This is a genomic window from Microbacterium sp. T2.11-28, from assembly GCF_950097975.1.
Taxonomy (GTDB): Bacteria; Actinomycetota; Actinomycetes; order Actinomycetales; family Microbacteriaceae; genus Microbacterium.
In genome coordinates this window covers 499,330-515,847 of record NZ_CATNHF010000001.1, presented here as the reverse complement: position 1 = coordinate 515,847, position 16,518 = coordinate 499,330, and the positions used below count along the sequence as shown (strand labels likewise).

Annotated in this window: 12 protein-coding genes; 6 read left to right on the top strand and 6 right to left on the bottom strand. The window is 73.9% G+C overall.

Annotated features, from left to right (window positions below; all coding sequences use genetic code 11):
* The first annotated feature begins 4 nt into the window (after positions 1-4).
* Positions 5-667 (top strand): alpha/beta family hydrolase, encoded by a 663-nt coding sequence (locus QQZ13_RS02550; protein WP_284528011.1) that lies wholly within the window; start codon positions 5-7, stop codon positions 665-667.
* 13 nt (positions 668-680) lie between these two features.
* On the opposite strand, the gene QQZ13_RS02545 is transcribed toward QQZ13_RS02550, so the two are convergent.
* The 3 genes from QQZ13_RS02545 to QQZ13_RS02535 all read right to left on the bottom strand — a co-directional run bounded on the left by QQZ13_RS02545 (position 681) and on the right by QQZ13_RS02535 (position 5,064).
* A complete protein-coding gene (locus tag QQZ13_RS02545; protein ID WP_284527553.1) occupies positions 681-2,453 on the bottom strand; it encodes a gamma-glutamyltransferase family protein in 1,773 nt (590 codons plus the stop codon).
* A complete protein-coding gene (locus QQZ13_RS02540) occupies positions 2,450-3,967 on the bottom strand; it encodes an aminopeptidase P family protein (protein WP_284527552.1) in 1,518 nt (505 codons plus the stop codon). Before QQZ13_RS02540 ends, QQZ13_RS02545 begins: the two co-directional genes overlap by 4 nt.
* Positions 3,968-4,029: 62 nt before the next feature.
* Entirely contained in the window at positions 4,030-5,064 is a 1,035-nt protein-coding gene (locus tag QQZ13_RS02535) for an endonuclease/exonuclease/phosphatase family protein (RefSeq protein ID WP_284527551.1), read from the bottom strand.
* A gap of 57 nt (positions 5,065-5,121) precedes the next feature.
* Here QQZ13_RS02535 and QQZ13_RS02530 point away from each other — a divergent pair, with 57 nt between their 5' ends.
* Together QQZ13_RS02530 and QQZ13_RS02525 are read left to right on the top strand one after the other, a co-directional pair.
* Positions 5,122-6,021, top strand: a complete 900-nt coding sequence (locus QQZ13_RS02530) for a PHP domain-containing protein (protein ID WP_284527550.1) — start codon at positions 5,122-5,124, stop codon at positions 6,019-6,021.
* A gap of 41 nt (positions 6,022-6,062) precedes the next feature.
* Complete coding sequence (locus QQZ13_RS02525; RefSeq protein ID WP_284527549.1) at positions 6,063-6,971, top strand: DUF817 domain-containing protein; 909 nt, start codon at positions 6,063-6,065, stop codon at positions 6,969-6,971.
* On the opposite strand, the gene QQZ13_RS02520 is transcribed toward QQZ13_RS02525, so the two are convergent.
* A complete protein-coding gene (locus QQZ13_RS02520) occupies positions 6,945-8,459 on the bottom strand; it encodes a DEAD/DEAH box helicase (protein ID WP_284527548.1) in 1,515 nt (504 codons plus the stop codon). The two genes, QQZ13_RS02525 and QQZ13_RS02520, sit on opposite strands and share 27 nt — an antisense overlap.
* Positions 8,460-8,636: 177 nt before the next feature.
* Here QQZ13_RS02520 and QQZ13_RS02515 point away from each other — a divergent pair, with 177 nt between their 5' ends.
* Entirely contained in the window at positions 8,637-9,353 is a 717-nt protein-coding gene (locus tag QQZ13_RS02515) for a ferritin-like fold-containing protein (RefSeq protein ID WP_284527547.1), read from the top strand.
* A gap of 143 nt (positions 9,354-9,496) precedes the next feature.
* Here the strand turns inward: QQZ13_RS02515 and QQZ13_RS02510 are convergent, their stop codons facing one another.
* Together QQZ13_RS02510 and QQZ13_RS02505 are read right to left on the bottom strand one after the other, a co-directional pair.
* Positions 9,497-9,787, bottom strand: coding sequence for a hypothetical protein (locus tag QQZ13_RS02510; RefSeq protein ID WP_284527546.1), 291 nt, complete (start codon positions 9,785-9,787; stop codon positions 9,497-9,499).
* 1 nt (position 9,788) lies between these two features.
* A complete protein-coding gene (locus QQZ13_RS02505; protein WP_284527545.1) occupies positions 9,789-10,013 on the bottom strand; it encodes a DUF3107 domain-containing protein in 225 nt (74 codons plus the stop codon).
* Between the two features lie 90 nt (positions 10,014-10,103).
* On the opposite strand from QQZ13_RS02505, the gene QQZ13_RS02500 reads away from it, so the two are divergent.
* The gene (locus QQZ13_RS02500) at positions 10,104-13,199 is read left to right on the top strand and encodes an ATP-dependent DNA helicase (protein ID WP_284527544.1); all 3,096 of its coding nucleotides are present in this window, start codon (positions 10,104-10,106) and stop codon (positions 13,197-13,199) included.
* The gene (locus QQZ13_RS02495; RefSeq protein ID WP_284527543.1) at positions 13,196-16,495 is read left to right on the top strand and encodes an ATP-dependent DNA helicase; all 3,300 of its coding nucleotides are present in this window, start codon (positions 13,196-13,198) and stop codon (positions 16,493-16,495) included. Before QQZ13_RS02500 ends, QQZ13_RS02495 begins: the two co-directional genes overlap by 4 nt.
* Positions 16,496-16,518: the final 23 nt, after the last annotated feature.

The window sequence follows — 16,518 nt, the reverse complement described above, 5'->3', positions numbered from 1 at the left end:
CACGATCCCCGTCGCCCTCCCCGCCGGGGCGACGCCGGTCACGATCGCGTGGAGCGCCCCCGCCTCGCCGACGGCGGTCGTCGCCCTCGCCCACGGTGCGGGTGCGGGGATGGATCATCCGTTCCTCGCGGGCTTCGCGGACGCGCTGCGCGAGGCGGGGGTCGCGTGCCTGCGGTTCAACTTCCCCTACGTGGAGGCCGGTCGGCGGATGCCCGGTCCCGCAGCGCACGCGGCCGCGACGTGGGAGGCCGTCCTCGCCGAGACCGGCCGGCAGCTGCCGGGGATCCCCGCCGTCGCCGCCGGCAAGTCGTACGGCGGCCGCATGGCGTCGATGGCCGCGTCCGAGGGCCGCATCGATCCGTCGGCGCTCGTCTACCTCGGCTACCCGCTGCATCCGCCCGGCGATCCGCTGAAGGTGCGGGCGGCGCACCTTCCGGCGATCGCCGCGCCTCAGCTGTTCGTCGAGGGCTCCAAGGACCCGTTCATCCAGCCGCTCACGCAGTTCGACGAGGTGGTGGCCTCGTGCCGCGACGCCGAGGTGTTCTGGATCGACGGCGGCGGTCATTCCTTCGAGGTCGCCGGCGCCAAGCGGCCGGCCGCGGAGGTCGGCGCCCGCCTCGCGGCGCCCGTCGTCGCCTGGCTCGGCCGGCGGCTGTCCTCCGCGTGAGCGGGCGCCGCGCTCAGCGGCCGGCCGCGTACCCCGACATCCCGCGCGCGTTCGCGGCCGCCCACAGCACGCCGCGGACCTCGTCGATGCCGACGGCGGAGAGCCGGCCGAGCGACCAGTCGCCCGCGCGGACGACGTCGTGCCCGCGCGCGGCGAGGCCGTCGAGCACGCCGTCGCCGAGCCGGTCCTCCGCGACCACGCCCGCCGGATTCCACGTGCGCGGCCAGAACGAGTCGATCATCGCGGTCGTGTGGAGGGTCGGCGCGTCGATCGCCTGCTGCGCGGTGTAGCCGCCGACGAGCATGCGCAGCAGCATCGGAAGCTGCCATTGGTCCTGCTGATCGCCGCCGGGCGTGCCGAGCGCCATCACCGCCGCCCCGTCGCGGAGGACGAGCGTCGGGGTGAGGGTCGTGCGCGGGCGCGCGCCGGGCCGCAGCGCGGAGGGGGAGGCGGGATCGAGCCAGCACATCTGCAGCCGCGTGCCCAGGCAGAATCCGAGTCCGGGGACGGTGGGCGAGGACTGCAGCCAGCCGCCCGAGGGCGTCACGGCGACGATGTTGCCCCAGCGGTCGACGACGTCGATGTGGCAGGTGTCGCCGCGGGTGCGCCCCGAGACGGCGACGGTCGGCTCGCCGGTGCCGGCGGTGCGGCCCTGCTCCTCACGCAGCGGCGGGCGGTGGGGTGCGGCGCCCGCGGGGGATCCGGGCCGCCACTCGCGCGAGGCCGTCGCACCGAGGAGCGCCCGTCGCTCGGCGATGTAGGCGTCGGCGAGCAGGGGCGCGGTGTCGACGCCGTCGCCGAAGTGCGCGTCGCGGTCGGCCAGCACGAGCTTCAGGGTCTCGACGACGGTGTGCGCGCCCTCCTCGGTGGACGGGTCGAGGCGCTCATCCGGAAGCGGCTCGAGGATGCGCAGCGCCTGCAGCAGGGCGGGGCCCTGTCCCCACGCATCGGACTTCGCGACGGTGAAGCCGCGGAAGGTCGCGGTCAGGGCGTCCTCGTAGCCTGCCGAGAAGCCGTCCACGTCGCCGGCCGTCAGCACCGCGGCGTGGTCCGTCCCGGAGGAGTGGCGGTGGGGGACGGCGAGGAAGTCGACGGCGTCGTGCAGGGTCCGTCGCCAGGCCGCCCGGGCGGCGTCGATGCGCTCCTCGCGCGTCTGCCCGGCCGTACCCGCGGCGATCAGCGTCTCGAGCACCTCGGCGTACGCGGGGTTGCGCACGATGTCGCCGGCGCGGGGAACCTCGCCGCCTGGCAGCCACAGGTCCGCCGACGTCGGCCAGTGCCGGCGGAACAGGTCCGCGACGCGTCCGATCGTCGCGGCGGCCGCCGGGAGCAGGGGATGGCCCTCGCGGGCGTACCCGCTCGCGGCGGCGAGGACGTCGCCGACCTCGAGCGTGCCGTGGTCGCGCAGCAGCAGCAGCCAGGCGTCGACGGCCGCGGGGATCGCCGCGGCGAGGCCCCCCGCGCCCGGGACGAGATCCAGGCCCTCTGCGCGGAAGTGCTCGATCGTCGCCCCGGCGGGAGCGGGACCCTGACCCATGAGGACGATCGGATCCGGCGCCCCGGCCGCCTGGAAGATCCCGACGAGGTCGCCGCCGGGACCGTTCAGGTGCGGCTCCACCACGTGCAGGACGAACCCGCCGGCCACGACGGCGTCGAACGCGTTGCCGCCGCGCTCGAGGACGGCCTGAGCGGCACCGGTGGCGAGCCAGTGCGTCGAGGCGGCGAAGCCGTGCGAGCCCTCCAGCTGCGGGCGGGTCGTGAAGGCTGCCGGCGCGGTGTAGCTCACGCGGTCAGCCGGGCGATCCACGCCTCGACGTCGTCGGCGGTGCGGGGGATCCCTGCGGAGAGGTTGACCGGCCCGTCCTCGGTCATGAGGATGTCGTCCTCGATGCGCACGCCGATGCCGCGGTACTCCTCGGGCACCGTCAGATCGTCGATCTGGAAGTACAGACCGGGCTCGATCGTGAAGACCATGCCGGGTTCCAGCAGACCGTCGTAGTACATCTCGCGCCGCGCCTGGGCGCAGTCGTGGACGTCGATGCCCAGGTGGTGGCTGGTGCCGTGCACCATGTAGCGCCGGTGCTGTCCGCCGGAGGTCGCATCCAGCGCCTCCTCGGCGCTGACCGGGAGCAGCCCCCACTCGGCGACGCGCGCGGCGATGACCTTCATCGCCGCCTCGTGCACGGACCGGAAGGTGACCCCGGGGCGCGCGGCGGCGAACGCGGCGTCGGCCGCCTCGCGGACCGTCTCGTAGATCGTGCGCTGGATCGGCGTGAAGGTGCCCGACACCGGCAGCGTGCGCGTGATGTCGGCCGTGTACAGGCTGTCGACCTCGACCCCGGCGTCGATGAGGATGAGGTCGCCCGGGACGACAGGGGCGTCGTTGCGCGTCCAGTGCAGGTAGCACGCGTGCGGCCCGGAGGCGGCGATCGTGTCGTAGCCCTCGCCGTTCCCCTCCACGCGGGCGCGGTGGTGGAAGACGCCTTCCACCGCGCGCTCGCCGCGCGGCGTGGCGATGATCCGCGGGAGGTCGGCGACGATGTCGTCGAAGCCCCGTGCGGTGACGTCGACGGCGAGGCGCATCTGCTCGATCTCGTACGCGTCTTTGACGAGCCGGAGCTCGGAGACGAAGCGGGCGAGCTCGGCGTCCTCGTCGAGCACGACGTCGTCGTCATGGGCCTCGAAGTCGTCGAGGTGCGCGGTCGCGATGCCGAGATCGCTCGCCACGCCCTCCAGCGCGGGGCGGGGGCCGATCCAGAACTCGCCCACCGACGCATCGGCGTAGAACTCCGCCGTCGTCCGGTCGGCGCGCTCGCGGAGGTACACGGTGGCGTCGTGCCCGTCGTCGGTCGGGTCGAACACGAGGATCGAATCGGGGACGGCGTCGGCGGCCCAGCCGGTGAGGTGGGCGAACGCCGAGTGCGCGCGGAACGGGTAGTCCGTGTCGTTGGAGCGCTGCTTGAGGGAGCCCGCGGGGATCACGAGGCGTCGCCCCGGGAACTCGGCGGAGACGGCGCGGCGGCGCGCGGCGGCGTACGGCGCCTGCGCGCGCTCGACCGGGGTGGCGCTCGGGCGCTCGGCCCAGCCGGTCGAGATGGTGTCGAGGAAGCCCTGCGGGAACGGCTGCTTGCGGTTGGCGTTCTCCTGAGGCTCAGCGGTCGGCTGAGGCTCGGCGGTCGGCTGGGGCTCGGCGGCCTGCTGGGGCTCGGCGGCCTGCTGGGGCTCGGCGGCCTGCTGGGGCTCGGCGGTTGCCGCGTCCGAGGGGGTGTCGGCGATGGTGTCGCTGTCGCTCGTGCTCATGTGATCCAGTCTCGCACTTCACGGCCGCTCCCGCCCCGAGCACGTGACCCGAGGGCCGGCGGTCAGGGCTCGGCGCGCTCGTACTGGACGATGAGCGGCCGGTGGTCGCTGCCCGCGTCATCGAGGGTGGTGAGCACGACCGACGCCGCCGGGGTCCATGCCTCGGTGGCCATCACATGATCGATCGGCGTCCCCAGAAGAGGCGGCCACGTCGTCGACCAGGTGCCGACCGCACCGCTTCCGGTCGCGCTCGCGGCGTCGCGGCAGCGCCCGATCGTCCCGCCGTCGACGCCCAGGCGGTCCATGTGGTCGACGGTCGCGTTGAAGTCCCCGGCGAGGATGACGTCGTCCGCGGCGCACTGGTCGGCGATCCACTGCAGGTCGGCGCGCCACGCGGCCATCGCGTCCTGCCGCGGCGCGACGGCGTGCACGGCGACCACGATCGGGCCCGTGCCGTCGATGGGCATCGCGACGACGCTCGGCACCGCCGACGTGTTGGTGGTCCCGGCCGAGGTCGATTCCACCACGGCGTAGTCGCCGAGATCCGGCGAGATGAGGAGAGTGGTGGAGTTGGCGTCCCAGTCGGGGTAGTCCTCCCGCTCGCCGAAGTCCTCGTGATGGGCCCACATCGGGTGGCCCATCTCGCGCATCGCGACGGCGACCTCCTCGCCGGTCTCGATCGTCGTCTCGGGGAGGGCGACGATGTCGGCCTGCATCGCGACGGCGGTGCGCGCGATGACCGCCGGGTCGGCGGCGGCGCCCGCGGTGTTCCAGGTCATGACGCGCAGGGACTGCTCGGTGCGCTCGGGCAGGGCGGACGATCCGGTGCCGCGCGAGAGGAGGATCGCGGCGTTCGCGCCGCCGGCGACCAGGGCGATCGCCAGCAGCGAGGCGGCGAAGGCGCGGGCGGTGCGGGCCATGCAGAGCAGCAGCGCGAGCAGGGCGATCAGTCCGAAGGCGAGGGCGAGGGCGCCGCGCAGCGAGACGATCTGGGCCAGGGGGAAGGTGCGCTCGAGGCGGAAGAACTGGGGCCAGGTGACGAGTGCCGCCGCGATCGCGAACACCACCGTCACGAGGATTCCGAGCAACCGCAGCACGCCGCCGACTCTATGTCAGCAGGCTGAGAGTTCGCGGCATCGCGGTACGCTCGGAGGATGCCGTCGGACGTTCAGCGCCGGGTCCCGGGACGGGGATCGGACGGTCGGCGGTTCGTCGGCCCGAGCGACCTCCACCTGCACTCCGACCACTCCGACGGCACGGAGCCCCCGGCCAAGGTCATGGCCGCTGCGCACCGCCATGGGCTCCGCACGGTGGCCCTCACCGATCACGACACCACGGCCGGGTGGGCGGAGGCGGCCGAGGCGGCGACGTCACTCGGCATGACCTTCATCCCGGGGATGGAGCTCTCGGCGCGCCACGAGTGGCGGAGCGTGCACGTGCTCGCCTACCTGTTCGATCCGGACGACGCGGTGCTGCGCGCCCTCACCGACCGGATCCGCGACTCGCGCCTCAGCCGTGCCCGCAGCATGGCGGACCGCATCTCGCGCGATTACGACCTGCACTGGGACGACATCGTCGCCCAGACCGCCACCGGGGCGACCGTGGGACGACCCCACATCGCCGACGCGCTCGTGGCCAAGGGATTCGTGCGCGACCGCGGTGAGGCGTTCGCCGGGATCCTCCACCCGGCCAGCGACTACTACATCGCCCTCTACGCCCCCGACCCCGTCACCGCGGTCGCCGCCGTCACGGCGGCGGGCGGCGTCGCGGTCGTCGCGCATCCCGCCGGCCGCGCGGGGCTGCTGCCGGCACGCCTCACCGATCAGATGCTGGCCGCGGGACTGGCCGGGTACGAGCTCGGGCACCGGGAGAACCAGGAGCCCGCGCTGTCCCGCCTGCGGACCCTGGTCGAGCGGCACGATCTCCTCGTCACCGGCTCGAGCGACTACCACGGACTCGGCAAGCCGAACCTGCCCGGCGAGAACACGACCGCCGACGACATGGTGGCCCGGCTCATCGCCCTCGGAAGCGGGAGCGCCCCCGTCTACCCCTGACGCCGGCGACGCAGAGGCGGCGCGGCGGCTACGGTCGGAGGATGCAGCAGCCGACCCCGCTCGAGCGCCGCCTCGACGCCGCCGCGCACCGGCTGCTCGCGCGGGCACCGGCGCGCGGGCTGCGCGCGGGCCTCGTGGAGTTCGCCGTCTTCGTCGTCAAGCAGGCCTGGGCGTGCGTGTTCGGTGCGAGCCTGCTCGTGGTGATCGTCGTGGTGCGCGTCTGGTGGCCCGACGACGCCGCGGTCGCGCCCAACGACGCCCTCACCGTCGCGGCGGTCCTCATCCAGGTCGCGATGGTGTCCTTCCGCCTCGAGACGGGGCGCGAGCTGTGGGTGATCGTGCTCTTCCACATCGCAGGCACCGCCATGGAGGTGTTCAAGACCGACGCCGGGTCGTGGACGTATGCCGCCGACGGCATCCTGCGCATCGGGGGAGTGCCGCTGTTCAGCGGCTTCATGTACGCCGCCGTGGGCTCCTACCTCGTGCGGGTGCACCGGCTGTTCGACCTGGGGTTCCGTCGCTATCCGCCCGTCTGGGCGACGACCGTGGTCGCGATCGCCGTGTACGCCAACTTCTTCACCCACCACTTCTGGTGGGACGCGCGCGTGCTCCTGTTCGCGGCGGTGATCGCGCTGTGGCTGCCGACGATCATGCACGCGCGGGTCTGGCGCCGGGTGATCCGGATCCCGGTGCTGGCGGCCTTCGCCGGGGTGGCGCTGTTCATCTACCTCGCGGAGAACATCGGCACCGGCGCCGGGGCGTGGCTGTACCCCGACCAGCTGGACGGCTGGCAGCCCGTGTCGCCGTCGAAGCTCGGCTCGTGGTTCCTGCTCATGATCATCTCGGTGGTGATGGTCACGTGGGTGTACCCGCCGCGAGCGGTCGACGACGATCGGCGACGGACGCCGTCGACCGGGCCGGAGTCAGGCGCCGGCGACGGGGACGCCTGAGCCGGAGCCGCCGCGACGACGCCGACGGCGGCGCGCCGGGGCGGGCTTGCCGTCGTGGTGCTCCTTGCCGGCACCGTCGTGGGTGCCGGCGCCGTCGGCCGAGCGGTCGCTGCCGCCGTCGGTCGAGCCCGCTCCGGCGCCGGTGTCGGCGGCGCCCTCGGTGAACGTCGCGCCGACGCGACCCTCGCCGGACGCGGTGCGGCGACGGCGACGGCGACGGCTGCCGCCCTCGGTCGTGTCGCCGGCGGCGGCATCGGCCGCGCGCGCCGGCTGCTGGGTGCGCACGGTCTGCGTCCGCGGAGCGGTCGTGATGCGCCCGCGCGTGCCGGCGGGGATGTCGAGGTCCTCGAACAGGTGAGGACTCGAGGAGTAGGTCTCGACGGGCTCGGGCTGACCGAACTCCAGCGCCCGGTTGATGAGGGCCCACTTGTGCAGGTCCTCCCAGTCGACGAAGGTGACCGCGATGCCGGTCTTGCCGGCGCGACCGGTGCGGCCGGCGCGGTGGAGGTACGTCTTCTCGTCGTCGGGGATGGTGTGGTTGATGACGTGTGTGACGTCGTCGACGTCGATGCCGCGGGCGGCCACGTCGGTGGCGATCAGGATGTCCTTCTTGCCGGCCTTGAACGCCGCCATCGAGCGCTCGCGCGACTCCTGGCTCATGTCGCCGTGCACCGCGCCCGCGTTGAATCCGCGATCGTTCAGCTCGTCGACGAGGCGCTGCGCCGCGCGCTTGGTGCGGGTGAATACCACGGTCTTGCCGCGGCCCTCGGCCTGCAGGATGCGGGCGATGACCTCGTCCTTGTCCAGCGAGTGCGCGCGGTACACGAGGTGGCGGATGTTGGCCTGGGTGAGGCCCTCGTCCGGGTCGGTGGCGCGGATGTGGATGGGGTTGGACATGAACCGCCGCGCGAGCGCGACGATGGGCCCGGGCATGGTGGCCGAGAACAGCTGGGTGTGGCGGACCTGCGCGACCTTGGTGAAGATCTTCTCGATGTCGGGCAGGAAGCCGAGGTCGAGCATCTTGTCGGCCTCGTCGAGGACGACCTCGGTCGCGTTCGACAGGTCGAGGAGGCGCTGGTTGTTCAGATCGATGAGGCGCCCGGGGGTTCCGACGACGATCTGCGCGCCCGCCTTGAGCTGATCGATCTGGCCCTCGTACGCCTTGCCGCCGTAGATGGCGACGACGCTCGTCGAGCGGTTGGAGGTGAGCATGTCCATGTCCTCGTAGACCTGGACGGCGAGCTCGCGCGTGGGCACGACGATGAGGGCCTTGACCCCGGGCGCGGGGTCGAGTCCGAGACGCTGGACGACGGGGATTCCGAAGCCGAAGGTCTTGCCGGTGCCCGTCTTGGCCTGACCGATGATGTCCTGACCGGGCAGTCCGAGGGGGATCGTCTGCTCCTGGATCGGGAACGCGTCCACGATGCCCTTGGTGGTGAGGGCGTCGACGATGTCCTGATCGACTCCGAGGTCCGCGAAAGTCGTCACGTTTCCATGCCTGTCTGGCGGTGAGAAGCCGCCGGGTGATGAGGTCCACGCCCTTCACTCAGCCACAGGCGCGGGGTCCCGATCCGACGCCGGGACGCACCCAGCCTAGCCCAGCGCCCCCGCGAGGCCTCGCGAGGCGTCCCCGCGCGCCGCGGCGGGGCGCCCTAGGCTGTACCCGTGGTGAGGTGGTTCTGGCAACGCGGACGCGCTCCCGAGCGCACGCTGAAGGTGCGCTCCCGGGGCGATCACGGCGACGTGTCGCGCGTGGACTTCGAGGAGCTCGCGCCCGAGGTCGACACCTTCCTCGGCCAGGCGGCGTATCTGCAGCTCGGCTACTTCGAGACGCTGAGCGAGCTCATCGCCCCGACGCCCGACCTGACGCAGAAGGAATCGCTCACCCTCGCCGCCGGATCGGCGCTCCTCAAGCACCGCGCGCTGCTCGACCTGATCCGCGAGCGCGGTCAGGATCCGCTCGACCTCATGCTGCCCTTCCGGGAGCCCCTCGACGCCTTCCGTCGCGCCACGCACGGCGCCCGCCCGCTGGAGACGATGCTGTCGGTGCACATCACCGCGGGCATGCTCGACGACTTCTACCGGGCGCTGTCCGCCAGCTACGGGGCGACCGGACGGCGCGTCGCCGGCATCCTCGACCGCGATGACGAGCGGGATGCACTCGTCGGGATCGTCACCGACGCCATCGCCGCCGACGCCGAATGGCGGTCGCTGCTGGCGCTGTGGGGCCGGCGGCTGGTCGGCGACACGCTGCTGATCGCGCGCGGCGCGCTGCGCCCGCAGTCCCTCGACGCCGCCGAGGAGAAGCGCGTGGAGCCGGTGTTCACCGAGCTGCTCGGCGCGCACTCGCGTCGCATGGCCGCCATGGGCCTCGACGCCTGATCCCGCGCCGTCCGGCTTGCACGGTGCCGGCGGTACGGTGCCGGGCCGACAAGATCCGCGCGAGCCGACAAGCTCGGTGCGCGTCGTACCGTGTCGGCTCGCACGCGGCGTGTCGGCTCGGTGAGGGCGTCGCGCGGGTTGCGTCAGGCGATGCCGAGACGCACGCGCTCGCGCGCATCGTGCGAGGCGCGCAGACGCGTCAGCACGACGAGAAGGACTGGGACGACGACCAGCGGGGCCGCGAACGAGACGAGCCACAGCCAGGGGCTCAGCGTGGTGACGCCGAGCCAGGTCAGCACCATCCACACGAACGCACCGGCGAACGCGCCGACGACGGGTGCGAGCGCCGCACCGCGCACGTCCCGCCCGGGCTGCAGGTAGTGCAGCAGCCCGCCCACGCCGGCGCCGAACACCAGCGCGATGATGATCTGCATGTCAGGCGACGAAGCCGACGCGGCGCGAGTGGTCGGTGCCGACCTCGACGAAGGTGATCGCGGCGGTGGGGACGACGTAGGAGTTGCCCTTCGCGTCGGTGAAGGACAGGTGGCCGGTGCCGGACTCGAGAGCGTCGGTGACGGCCTTCTTGACGGCGTCGGCCGCCTCTTCGGATTCGAAGCTGAGCTCGCGGGGGCTGTTCGCGAGGCCGATGCGGATCTCCACGGGTGACTGCCTTTCCGGCGTGCGATCTCGCGCGCCACTCCGACTCTACGACACCCTCGGGTGTCGGGCGCGGCGGCTAGCGTGGAGCGTATGCCGCCGTCTCCCGCTCTGGTCTCCGACGACGCCCAGCGCACGGTGATCGCGCTGCCGGCGGACGCCTCGGGCGTCGTGGTCGGCGCTGCCGGATCGGGCAAGAGCTCGGTCATCCTCGCGAGGGTGGCGGCGCTGATCGGCGGTGGACTGTCGCCCGAGGAGCTGGTCGTCCTCACGCCGACGCGGCCCGCGGCGACGGCGCTGCGCGACGAGCTCGCGCTGGCCGTGGGGGTGGCGACCGCGGGTCCCCTGGCGAAGTCGGTGGCCGCTCTGGCGTTCCAGGTCGTGCGCAGCGTCCGCGTGAGCGCCGACGCCGATCCGCCTCAGCTCCTCACGGGTCCGGACGAGGACGGCATCATCCAGGATCTGCTGGCCGGCGACGCGGAGGACGAGGCGGAGGGGGCGTCGCGATGGCCGGCGTGGCTCCCGGCCGATGTCCGCGCCGCCCGGGGCTTCCGCGCGGAGGTGCGCGCCTTCCTGGCGGAGATGACCACGCTCGGCATCGACCCGCCGATGCTCGCGACGCGCGCCGAGCGCGAGGGCGTGGAGGTGTGGGCGTCGATGGCCTCCTTCGCCCGGGAGTACCACGACGTCCGTGCGCGGATGCGCGGTGCGCACCGCGACGCGGCCGGGCTGGTGCGCGAGGCGGTCTCGCTGCTGCGGGCGCTCCCCGAGGGTGCGCGCGAGCTGGGTCCGCTGGCCTCGCTGCGCGTGGTGCTGGTCGACGACGCGCAGGAGCTCACGAGCGGCGGAGTCGAGCTGCTGGAGGCGCTGCGCGCCCGCGGCGTCGCGGTGCTCGCGTTCGGCGACCCCGATGTGGGCTCCGGCGCCTTCCGGGGGGCTTCCCCCGAGAACTTCGCCCGCCTGGCCTCGGCGGGCGAGGTGCACGTGCTCACCGGCTCGCACCGCGGCACACCGTCGCAGCTCGACCTCGTCGCCGAGGTGACCTCGCGCATCGGGGCCGGTGGCGTCGTGTCCCATAGACGGCGGCCGAGCGGGGCCGATCCGGACGGATCGGTGCGCGTGCACGCGCTCCGGTCGGCCGGCGAGGAGTACGACACGATCGCCCGCCTGCTGCGCGAGCGGCACGTGCACGACGGCATCCCGTGGGCCCAGTGCGCCGTCATCGCCCACGACGCGCGGCAGGTCGCGGCGCTCGAGGACGAGCTCGCGGCGCGCGAGGTGCCCACCGGGGCGACCGGGCCCACGCGCACGCTGGCCTCGTCGGCCGCCGTGCGCGACCTGCTGCGGATGGTCGAGCTCGCCGCGGAGGATCCGCGGCAGTGGGAGGCGGACGCGGTCGTCGAGGCGCTGCGCGGGGCCGGGATGGACACGGTGGAGCTTCGTCGTCTGCGCACCGCGCTGCGTCACGCCGCACTCCGTCGCGAGGATCCCGACGACTCCCCGGCGCGGGAGCTCCTGCTGTCGGCGATGCGGCATCCGCTCGAGTTCGAGCTGCTCGACACCCGTGAGGGACGCCGCGCGGCGCGGGTGGCCCAGACGCTCGAGGCGCTGCGCAGCCAGCTCGCGGAGGGGGCGACGGCGCACGAGCTGCTCTGGACCGCGTGGGAGCGCTCGGGACGCGAGCGCGCATGGCAGGAGGCCGCGCGCGGCCATGGCCCGCTCGCCGACCAGGCCGGCAGGGATCTCGACGCGGTCGTGGCGCTCTTCCAGGCGGCCAAGCGGCACGGTGAGCGCGAGGACGGCACGTCGGCGCTCGCGTTCGTCCGCGGCGTCCTGGACTCGGACGTCGCCGAGGACCGCTTGAGCGCCCCCGTGCCGCACGACGCGGTCCGCGTGATGACGCCGGCCGGCGCTCTCGGCGCCGAGTTCGACACCGTGGTGGTCGCCGGCGTGCAGGACGGCGTCTGGCCGAACCTGCGGGTGCGCGGGAGCCTCCTGGAGACCTGGCGGCTCGGACTCGACGAAGGCGTGGATCCGGCGACCGTCGATCGGCGCCGCGCGGTGCTCCACGACGAACTGCGGCTGTTCGCGCGGGCGGTCTCGCGGGCACGCAGCCGCGTCGTCGTCACGGCCGTCGACGACGACGACACCGGTCCGAGCGTGCTGTTCGAGCTCCTGCCGCCGGCCCAGCCGGCCCCGCGATCGGCCGAGCACCCGCTGTCGCTGCGCGGTCTCGTCGCACAGCATCGCCGCAGCCTCACCGCCGACCGCGTCCCGCCGCCCGTGCGGCAGGAGGCTGCCGAGCAGCTGGCGCTGCTGGCGGCCGCGGGAGTGGCGGGGGCGCCGCCCGAGCACTGGTACGGGATCGCGCCGGTGTCGACCGACACGCCGCTCTACGACCTCGGCACCGAACAGGCCCGCGTCTCGCCGTCCAAGCTCGAGTCGATCGACGAGTGCCAGCTGAACTGGGTGATCGGCGACCTGGGCGGTGACTCCGGCAGTGTGACGGCGGGCCTGGGCACCCTGATCCACGCCGCGCTCGAGCATGCGGAGGGCGCCGACGAGGAGGCCCTCTGGGCGGTCGTGGAGGAGCGGTGGGGCGAGCTGGAGTTCGAGGCGGCCTGGATCGAGCGCGCCGAGCGCGTGCGAGCCCGCGACCTCGTGTCGCGCCTCGGACGCTACCTGCGCGACGTGCAGGCCGCCGGAACGCGCCTGCTGAGCGCGGAGCCGCACTTCGAGCTCGAGGTCCCCGTCGAGGGCGCCGGCCTTCCCGCCGTCATCAGCGGCACGGTCGACCGCGTGGAGCTCACCGCCGAGGGCACGGTCGTGATCGTGGACCTCAAGACCGGCCGCTCCCAGGCCACCGGGACGGCGGCGGCCACCGGCAACCCCCAGCTGAGCGCGTACCAGCTCGCCCACGAGCGGGGGGCGATCCCCGCCGCGGCGGGACTGCCCGCGGGAGGCGCCAAGCTCCTGGTCCTCCGGCAGACGCGCAACGCGCCCTATGCGACGCCCGCGCAGCAGCCCTTCGACGACGAGACGCGCGGCGCGTTCCTGACCCGCATCCAGCAGGCGGTGCAGGTGATGGGCGGGCGCGAGTTCCTCGCCCCCTACGAGGCGCACTGCCGGGACGACCACACGCACGGCCTCTGCCGGATCCACACGGTCGGGGCGGTGAGCTCCACGTGACCGACGGCACCCGCGCGCTCCTCTCGCCCTATGCGGTCGCCGCCGCCCTGGGACAGTTCCCGCCCACCGAGGAGCAGGCCGCGGTCATCGCCGCACCGCTGGCGCCCGCGCTGGTGGTCGCCGGCGCGGGCAGCGGGAAGACCGAGACCATGGCCGGGCGCGTGGTCTGGCTGGTCGCGAACGGTCTGGTGCGGCGGGAGGAGGTGCTCGGCCTCACCTTCACCCGCAAGGCGGCGGGTGAGCTGGCCGAGCGCATCCAGCGCAGGCTCCAGCGGCTGGCGGAGTTCGAGCAGCGCGGGCTGCTTCCCCGCCTCGCCGAGCTGCATGCAGCCGGTGCCCTCGACGTCTTCGCCCGGATGGAGCAGGCGGGCGCGCCGGAGAGTGCGCGCCGCGCCGCGCTGGACGCCCTGGCGGCAGGGGCTCCCGCCGCCGAGGCCCCCGCCGACGCGATGCTCCACCGCCCGACGGTCGCCACGTACAACAGCTTCGCCGACGCGATCGTGCGCGAGAACGCCGTCCGCGTGGGCCGCGACGCCGAGGCCGTGGTGCTGAGCGAGTCGGCGGCGTGGCTGCTCATGCGCCGGGTCGTGCACGATGCGGACGACCCGCGTCTGGAGGGCATCGAGTACCGGCCCTCGACGATCATCGACGCCGCCCTGCGGATCGCTCGCGATGCCGCCGACAACCTGGTGGACCTCGACCTGCTCGCCGCCTTCCCGGAGACCCTCGCGCAGGTGCGGGAGCGGCCCTCCCGCCGGCAGGGCCAGGGCGTCTACGCCGACGTGAACAAGGCGCTCGCGGCGATCGACGGCCTCGGCGTCCTCACCTCGCTCGCCCGCGAGTACGCCGAGCAGAAGCGGCGGCGCGGCGTGATCGACTTCTCCGACCAGGTCGCCGGAGCGCTCGAGATCGTCCGCGGCCATCCGTCGGTGGCCGGGGAGCTGCGCAGCCGCTACCGCGTCGTCCTCCTGGACGAGTACCAGGACACGTCGGTGGTGCAGAGCGACCTGCTGGCCGAGGTGTTCGCGGGGGCCGCGGTCATGGCGGTGGGCGATCCGCATCAGTCGATCTACGGGTGGCGGGGCGCGAGCGCGGGCAACCTGGGCGGATTCGCGGCGGCGTTCGCTCCGGCGGGCGACAGCGAGACCTTCGCGCTGCTGACGAGCTGGCGCAACAGCGAGTCGGTCCTCGCCGCCGCGAACGCGGTGCTCGAGCCGCTGGCGACGCGGTCGCAGGTGACGGTGGGCGAGCTGCGGGCCCGCCCGCAGGCGCCGCGGGGCCGGGTCGACGTCGGCTACGACACCGACGCCGACGGCGAGGCGGAGCGCGTCGCCGAGTGGTTCGCGCGCGTGCGCACCGAGCGTGCCGCCGAGGGTCGGGGGACCACCGGTGCGGTGCTGTTCCGTGCGAAGAAGCACATGGTGCGCTTCGCCGACGCTCTCGCGCGCCGCGGCATCCCGCACCGCATCCTGGGGCTCGGGGGCCTGCTGTCCACGCCCGAGGTCGTCGACGTGGTCTCGGCGCTGCGGGTCATCAGCGATCCCACCGCGGGATCCGCGCTCATCCGGCTCCTGTCGGGGCCGCGGTGGGCGATCGGTCTCGCCGATCTTCGCGCGCTGGCGGCCCTCGCGCGGCGGATCGCTCGTCACGACACCGCCCTGCAGCAGCTCGACGCGGACGTCGCCGACCGCATGCGCCGCGCGGGCGACGAGTCCGCCTCGCTCGTCGACGCCCTCGACTTCGTGCTTCGTCAGCCGGCCGACCACGGCTGGCTGACGGGATTCAGCGACGCCGGCCGCGCCCGGCTCCGCGAGGCCGCCGCCGTGTTCGCGGGCCTCCGACGCGCGGTGGGCATCCCGGTGCCCGATCTGGTGCGACTGATCGAGATCGAGCTCCGGCTGGACATCGAGCTGGCCGCGAACGAGTCGCGCGGTCCGGCGCGCATCGCCGGCGATCAGCTGCGTGCGTTCGTGGACGAGCTGCAGGGCTTCCTCGCCACCGACGACTCCGGATCCCTCTCCGCGCTGCTCGCGTGGCTGGACCGCGCCGAACGACTGGACGAGTTCGCGCCCCGCACCGAGCCGCCCGAGGACGACGTCGTGCAGCTCCTGACGATCCACGGATCCAAGGGTCTGGAGTGGGACGCCGTGGCCGTCGTCCGCGCCGTCGAGGAGGAGCTGCCGGCCAAGGCGCGGGACGGTCTCGGCTGGCTGCGCTTCGGCGTGCTCCCGTATCCGTTCCGCGGCGACCGCGACTGGCTGCCGCGGCTGCGGTGGGGAGCCGACGACGCTCCCACCCAGCAGGATCTCCGTGACGAGCTCCTGGCCTTCAAGCACGCGCTGGAGGAGCGCCGCCTCGAGGAGGAGCGCCGGCTCGCGTACGTGGCCGTCACGCGCGCCCGCGATCATCTGCTCCTGACCGGTGCCGCGTGGTCCGGCACGCGCGCGCCGAGGGCGGCCAGCCCGTTCCTCCGCGAGATCGCGGCCGCGCTGGACCTCGCCCTCGATGCCGACGGCGACCCGGGTGAGGATCCGTACCTCGATGAGCGTCGCCTCCTGTCGTGGCCGCTCGATCCGCTGGGGGAGCGTCGGAGACGGGTCGAGGAGGCCGCCGCCGCCGTGCGCGCGGCCGCCCGGCGGCCCCCGGCCGAACCGTCGCGCGATCTGGCACTGCTCCTGGCGGAGCGGGAGGCGCGGCGGTCGGGCCCGGCGCCGGTCGCGCCGACGCGGATCCCGGCGTCGCGGTTCAAGGAGTTCGCGGGGGATTACGCCGCTGCCGCCGCGGCGGCGGCGCGCCCGCTGCCGGAGAGGCCCTATCGGCAGACGCGGCTGGGCACGCTCTTCCACGCGTGGGTCGAGCAGCGCTCGGGGATCAGCGGCGCGGGCGCCTCCGACGACGACGGCCTGTGGGAGCAGGAGGACGAGTCGACCGCGATGGCGGGCGCGGACACCGCAGCGCTCGCCGGGCTGAAGGAGCGCTTCCTCGCCTCGGAATGGGCCGGCCTGCAGCCGATCGCCGTCGAGACCGAGATCGACTTCACCGCCGACGACCTGCTGCCGGACGGCCGCCCCCACGTCGTGATCTGCAAGCTCGACGCCGTGTACGAGCGCGAGGGGCGGATCGAGATCGTCGACTGGAAGACGGGACGCCCGCCCCGCACCGCCGCGGAGCGGGAGGAGCGGATGCTGCAGCTCGAGCTGTACCGGCAGGCGTACCACCGCAAGCACGGGACGCCGCTGGAGCGCATCGACGTCGTCCTGTACTACGTCGCCGACGACCTCGTTCTCCGAGGCTGACGCCGCCGCGCCTGCGCGCCGGT

Bases quoted from the DNA above. Each gene is read 5' to 3' on its own strand.
- QQZ13_RS02510 (WP_284527546.1), bottom strand. From the start codon at position 9,787: ATGCAGATCATCATCGCGCTGGTGTTCGGCGCCGGCGTGGGCGGGCTG.
- QQZ13_RS02500 (WP_284527544.1), top strand. From the start codon at position 10,104: ATGCCGCCGTCTCCCGCTCTGGTCTCCGACGACGCCCAGCGCACGGTG.
- QQZ13_RS02525 (WP_284527549.1), top strand. From the start codon at position 6,063: ATGCAGCAGCCGACCCCGCTCGAGCGCCGCCTCGACGCCGCCGCGCAC.
- QQZ13_RS02540 (WP_284527552.1), bottom strand. From the start codon at position 3,967: ATGAGCACGAGCGACAGCGACACCATCGCCGACACCCCCTCGGACGCG.
- QQZ13_RS02530 (WP_284527550.1), top strand. From the start codon at position 5,122: ATGCCGTCGGACGTTCAGCGCCGGGTCCCGGGACGGGGATCGGACGGT.